The sequence below is a fragment of the Luteitalea sp. genome (assembly GCF_022842525.1).
In the GTDB taxonomy this organism is placed as follows: domain Bacteria; phylum Acidobacteriota; class Vicinamibacteria; order Vicinamibacterales; family Vicinamibacteraceae; genus Luteitalea.
The window spans coordinates 1-5489 of sequence record NZ_JALHPM010000289.1 but is presented as its reverse complement, the minus strand read 5'-3'; the positions used below and the strand labels follow the sequence as shown (position 1 = coordinate 5489).

The window sequence follows — 5489 nt, the reverse complement described above, 5'->3', positions numbered from 1 at the left end:
GACGAGTTGGGAGCACTCGGTGCGACCGCCATCTCCACGGCACTCGCGTTGCGAACCCCGGCGGCGCTGACGCTCGTGTTCGGCCCCGCGGAGTCGTTCGACGGACACGGGATACTCCTGCCGTGCATCGAAGGCGAGGAGCACTTCCATCAATTGCGTGCGCAGATCCTTGCCCACGCCTTTCCTGAGCACACGCTCAGGAGACCGGCGGCACACTTGACCCTCGCGCATCCGCGGAACCCACGCGCGACCGGGAACTCACTCGCGGAGGCGCGGCGAGTTCCGTCGCGGCTGCCGCTGGCATTCCCCGCCGTGCAGCTGATCGAACAAGTCGATGCTGCGCCTTGGACCGTCGTCGCGTCGTTCCCACTCGAGACCCACGGTGGCTCCGATGCCTGACCGCGCGGCGGCCGAACAGTCGAATGAAGAAGGGCACGAGGCATCCGATCGCGGCGAGACCATGGCCGCTGAGCACGCGTACCGTGCAGCGATCGCGGCCGATCCCGAGTGGTCGGTGCCGTACTACAACCTCGGCCTGCTCTACAAGTACCAATCCCGTTGGGCCGAGAGCGCGGCGATGAACGCGCGCGCTGCGGCGCTCTCTCCGGAGGACCAGGCGTCGTGGTGGAACTTGGGGATCGCGGCGACGGCACTCGGCCGGTGGCGCGAGGCGCGCCGTGCGTGGCGCGCGTGTGGTGTGGCCGTCGACGACGGCGACGAGCCCCCGGTGTTCACGTGGGGCCAGACGCCCATCCGCTTGGATGCGGACGGTCTGGGAGAAGTGGTCTGGGCCCGGCGGCTCGATCCCGCGCGTGCGCGGATCGTGAGCGTGCCACTGCCGACGGCCGCGCATCGGTGGGGCGACATCGTGTTGAACGACGGGGCCCCGGACGGCGAACGCGTCGTCGATGGTCATACGTACCACGTGTTCAATGCCCTGGCCGTGCTGGAAGAGTCCCGGTTCGAGACGTTCGTCGTGGAGCTCGCCAGCGTGCCGGATGGGGCGATCGCGGTCCTGGCAGCCATCGCCGAAGAACAGGGCGGGGCGGCGGAGCACTGGGGAGAGGCCACCAGGATCCTCTGTCACGAGTGCAGTCACGGCGTGGTGCACGACCACCACAAGGACGAGGCACCGCCGGCACATCCGCACTGCGGGCTGGCCGCCCTCGACCCGGCGCAGGCCGAGACGATCCTGGCTCGTTGGCTGGAGCAGACCGGGGCGGACGTCATCAAATGGTATGTGGCGCCGAGGCCCGCGGGGGCCTAGGGAGTTGGACGGCCGTTGCAGTCTTGACACCCGGACCGGGGACTCCCATACTTTGTTCGAGAACCGAACAAAGAGCCCGCCGGCCGGTCCAGCGTGCTCCTCAACCATATGGGTCTCGCGACCCGGAGTGACCGCATGCGCTCGCGCTCTCCCTTCGTCTTCGCCGCCGCCGGCCTCCTTCTCGCCGTGGCCTGCACGAGAGACAACGGAACACTCGGGCCGGCGCCGTTCCCGGACGAGCCAGCCATCTTCTTGGATGGATTCTCTCCGGGCCTGGGATTCCAGGCGTTCGGTGGCTCAAAGCTCGACGCGCTGGTGCTCGACCCGACCGTCAAGCGGAGCGGGTCCGCTTCGTTGAAGGTGATCGTGCCGGGCCCGGGTGATCCGACCGGCGGCTACGCGGGTGGAGCGTTCGTGGCCAACGTCCCGCGCGACCTCACCGGCTACGATGCGATCACGTTCTGGGCCCGCGCCAGCATCCCGGCGGTGCTCAACGTCGCCGGCATCGGCAACGACAACAGCGGCAACTCGCAGTTCACGGCCGAGCGCACCGGCATCGCGCTGACGACCTCGTGGACTAAGTACGCCATCGCCATCCCGCTGGCCTCCAAGCTCACGCAGGAGCGCGGGATGTTCTTCTTCGCCGAGGGTGCGGAGAACAACAATGCCTACGAGTTTTGGCTCGACGACATCCAATACGAATCGCTGGGCACGGTGATCAACCCGCGGCCGACGGTCGCTGCGACGACGGTGAGCGCCGAGATCGGTGCGACGTATCAGGTGGCCGGGACGGCGCTCACGGTGAACGTCGAAGGCGCGGACCAGACGCTGAACGTGGCGCCGGCCTACTTCACGTTCACCTCCAGCGATACGACGGTCGCGACGGTTTCGGCGACCGGTGTGGTGACTGCCCGCACGGCGGGCAACGCGGGCATCTCGGCGCGGCTTGGCACCGTGGCAGCCGCTGGCGCCGTGACGGTGAGCGCCTCGGCGCCGCCGTCGGTTGCTGCGCCCACGCCGACTCGGCTTCCGGCCGATGTGATCTCGCTGTTCAGCGACGCGTACACCAACCGTACCGTCGACACGTGGTCGGCGGTGTGGGACCAGGCCGACGTTTCGGACGTGCAGTTGGCAGGCAACCTGACCAAGCGCTACAGCAACCTGAACTTCGCCGGCATCGAGTTCACCGCACAGCAGATCGATGCGTCCGCGATGACGCATCTCCACCTCGATGTATACGCGGCCAACGTGACCAGCTTCCGTGTGAAGCTGGTGGACTTCGGAGCGAACGGTGCATTCCAGGGCGGCGATGACTCCGAGTTCGAGATCACGCTGAGCGGCAGCAGCGTCCCGGCACTCACCGCGGGCGCCTGGAGCAGTCTTGATATCCCGCTGTCGCTGTTCACCGGGCTGACCAACCGCGCGCACCTCGCGCAGATGATCATCGGCGGCTCGAGCCCGACGACGTACATCGACAACGTGTACTTCTACACGGTCCCGATCCCGTCGGCGCCTCCGGCCCCGGCCGCGACGCCCACGACGGCGGCGGCCAATGTGATCTCGCTCTTCAGCAACGCCTACACCAACGTGCCGGTCGATACCTGGTCGGCGGTGTGGGACGATGCGGACGTGACGGACATCCAGATCGGCGGCGACGATGTGAAGCGCTACACGAACTTCACGTTCGCAGGCATCGAGTTCGGGTCCGCGCCGATCGACGCGACGGCGATGACCACGTTCCACTTCGACTACTGGACGCCCAATCCGGTGAGTGCGACCGAGGATCTCAAGGTCAAGCTGGTCGACTTCGGTGCGAACGGTGTCTTCGGCGGTGGTGACGATGTGGAGCATGAGCTCACGTTCAACACGACGTCGATGCCGGCGCTGGCGCAGGGCAGCTGGGTGCGCTTCGCCATCCCGCTCAGCTCCTTCACGGGGCTGACGACGCGCGGGCATCTGGCGCAGTTGATCTTCGTGAGCGGACCGAACACGGTGTTCTTCGACAACATCTACTTCTCGTCCGGTGCGGCGCTCACCACGCCGGCCACGCCGGCGCCGACGCCGACCTATGCGGCGGGTGACGTGATCGCACTGTTCAGCAACCCGTACACCAACAGCGCGGTCGACACGTGGTCGGCGCCGTGGGACGCAGCGGACGTCGATGACGTGATGGTCGGCGGGAACGCGACCAAGCGGTATACCAACCTCACCTTCGCGGGCATCGAGTTCACCACCACGCGGATCAACGCCACGGCGATGACGCATTTCCGCATGGACGTGTGGACGCCCGATCCGGTCACCGCGCCCGCCGTGCTCAAGGTGAAGCTGGTAGATTTCGGCGCGAACGGTGCGTTCGGTGGTGGTGACGATGTGGAGCATGAACTCACGTTCTCGACCGCCTCCAGTCCAGCGCTGTCGCGGAGCAACTGGGTGACACTCGACATCCCGTTCTCGGCGTTCACGGGCCTCACGACACGTGCCAACGTCGCACAGCTGATCATCGTCGGTGAGGACGCGCTGAACACCATCTTCATCGACAACGTGCTCTTCCGTCGGTAGCACTGTCCCGGCGAGGTGGCAACACCTCGCCGGGCACCCCCCGCCCCGAATCCGATGACGGCGACGCCGCTCTCTGACGCCATCCTTCGCATGGTCTGGACGGAGCGCCGCATCTCGCGCGCCGAGATCGCGCAGCGCGCCGAGTTGTCGCGCTCGACGGTGTCGGAGATCGTCGAGGATCTGTTGGCCACCGGCCTCGTCGAAGAGGCTGGCGTGGGCGAGTCGCGCGGCGGGCGTCGGCCGATCCTGCTCGAGTTCCAGGATGATGCCGCCTGCATCCTCGGCGTGGACATGGGGGCGTCGCACGTCGCGGTCGTGCGGACGAACCTCCGCGGCGACGTGCTGGACTCGCATGCGCGCCCTTACGCGGTGCGGACGGACCCCGACGGCGCGCGCGCACTGGTGAAGGCCCTTTGTGATGACGCCATGCGAGGGGTGGCGCGCGACACGCTGATGGGAATCGGTATTGCGGTCCCGAGTCCAGTGGACCCGCGGCATCCCGACAGGCTCTCCGAGCTGGCGCTGCCGGACTGGGGCGGCAGACACGGCTTCCGGCAGTTGCTCGCCAAGTACAAGGTGCCGATCCTCGTCGACAACGATGCCAACTGCGGCGCTCTCGCCGAACACTGGTGGGGTGGCGCGCGCGGACTCGACGACTTCACCTACATCAAGGTCGCGACCGGTATCGGGGCGGGGCATTTCATCGGCGGGAAGATCCGTCGCGGTGCCAGCGGGGTGGCCGGCGAGATCGGGCACGTGACGATCGACTCGCGCGGTGAACCCTGCGTGTGTGGCAATCGCGGTTGCCTGACGACGGTTGCGGGCGGCCGCGCGTTGGAGCGGCGGGCCATGGAGCTGCGCACGGCGTTCCCGCAGAGCGTGCTCGCGCACGAAGAACCCACGTTGGCCCGCATCGAGCAGGCGGCGATGGAGAATGACCCGCTTGCGCTGCAAGTGGTGCACGAGGCGGCGGAGTACCTCGGCATCGCCATCGCGGGCGTGCTGAACCTGCTCAATCCGTCGGCCGTGATCCTCGGGGGCGGCCTTGCCGTGCTCGGCGACAAGTTGCTCGTCCCGCTACGCGCGAGCGCATTGCGGCGCACGTTCGTGAGCGCGGTCGCGAACACCGAGATCCGCACCAGCGAACTCGGGCTCAACGTCGTCGCGATCGGCGCGGCGACGCTGGTGCTCAACGCGGCGCTCGCCGATCCGACCCTCTTTCCCACCGTCGGCGCAGCCTAGGCGCCGCCCCACTCCCTGCCCATGCGTCGACTCCTCAGCCTCCTGCTCGCCAGTTCCACCTTGGTCGCTTGTGCCGGAGGATCCACCGCAGCTGCGGACTGGACGCTGGTGTGGGAGGACGAATTCAACGGGCCGGCGAATGCATTGCCAGCGGACTCCAACTGGACGTTCGACATCGGTACCGACTGGGGGAACGCGCAGTTGGAGTACGACACCAACCGTCCGGAGAACGTGTCACTCGACGGCGCGGGGAACCTGCGGATCACCGCTCGTCAGGAGCCATGGCTCGGGCGCAACTACACGTCGGGTCGGATCAAGACCAAGGTCAAGCAGGAGTTCCAGTACGGGAGGTTCGAAGCGCGCATCCGGCAGCCCACGGGCCGCGGGCTGTGGCCGGCGTTCTGGATGCTCGGCTCGAACA

Annotated in this window: 5 protein-coding genes; all 5 read left to right on the top strand. The window is 67.5% G+C overall.

What is annotated here, in order from left to right; genetic code table 11:
- Positions 1-399 (top strand): 2'-5' RNA ligase family protein (locus Q0C41_RS29440; RefSeq protein WP_291990246.1); only part of this gene is annotated, 399 nt, incomplete at its 5' end.
- Complete coding sequence (locus Q0C41_RS29435) at positions 392-1267, top strand: tetratricopeptide repeat protein (protein ID WP_291990245.1); 876 nt, start codon at positions 392-394, stop codon at positions 1265-1267. The genes Q0C41_RS29440 and Q0C41_RS29435, both read left to right, overlap by 8 nt.
- A gap of 135 nt (positions 1268-1402) precedes the next feature.
- Positions 1403-3826 carry an Ig-like domain-containing protein gene (locus tag Q0C41_RS29430; protein WP_291990244.1) on the top strand — a complete coding sequence of 808 codons (2424 nt, stop codon included), beginning with the start codon at positions 1403-1405 and terminating at the stop codon, positions 3824-3826.
- A 54-nt stretch (positions 3827-3880) separates the two neighbouring features.
- Positions 3881-5068 (top strand): ROK family transcriptional regulator, encoded by a 1188-nt coding sequence (locus Q0C41_RS29425; protein WP_291990243.1) that lies wholly within the window; start codon positions 3881-3883, stop codon positions 5066-5068.
- Between the two features lie 21 nt (positions 5069-5089).
- On the top strand, positions 5090-5489 hold a 400-nt coding region (locus Q0C41_RS29420; RefSeq protein ID WP_291990242.1), incomplete at its 3' end, for a glycoside hydrolase family 16 protein.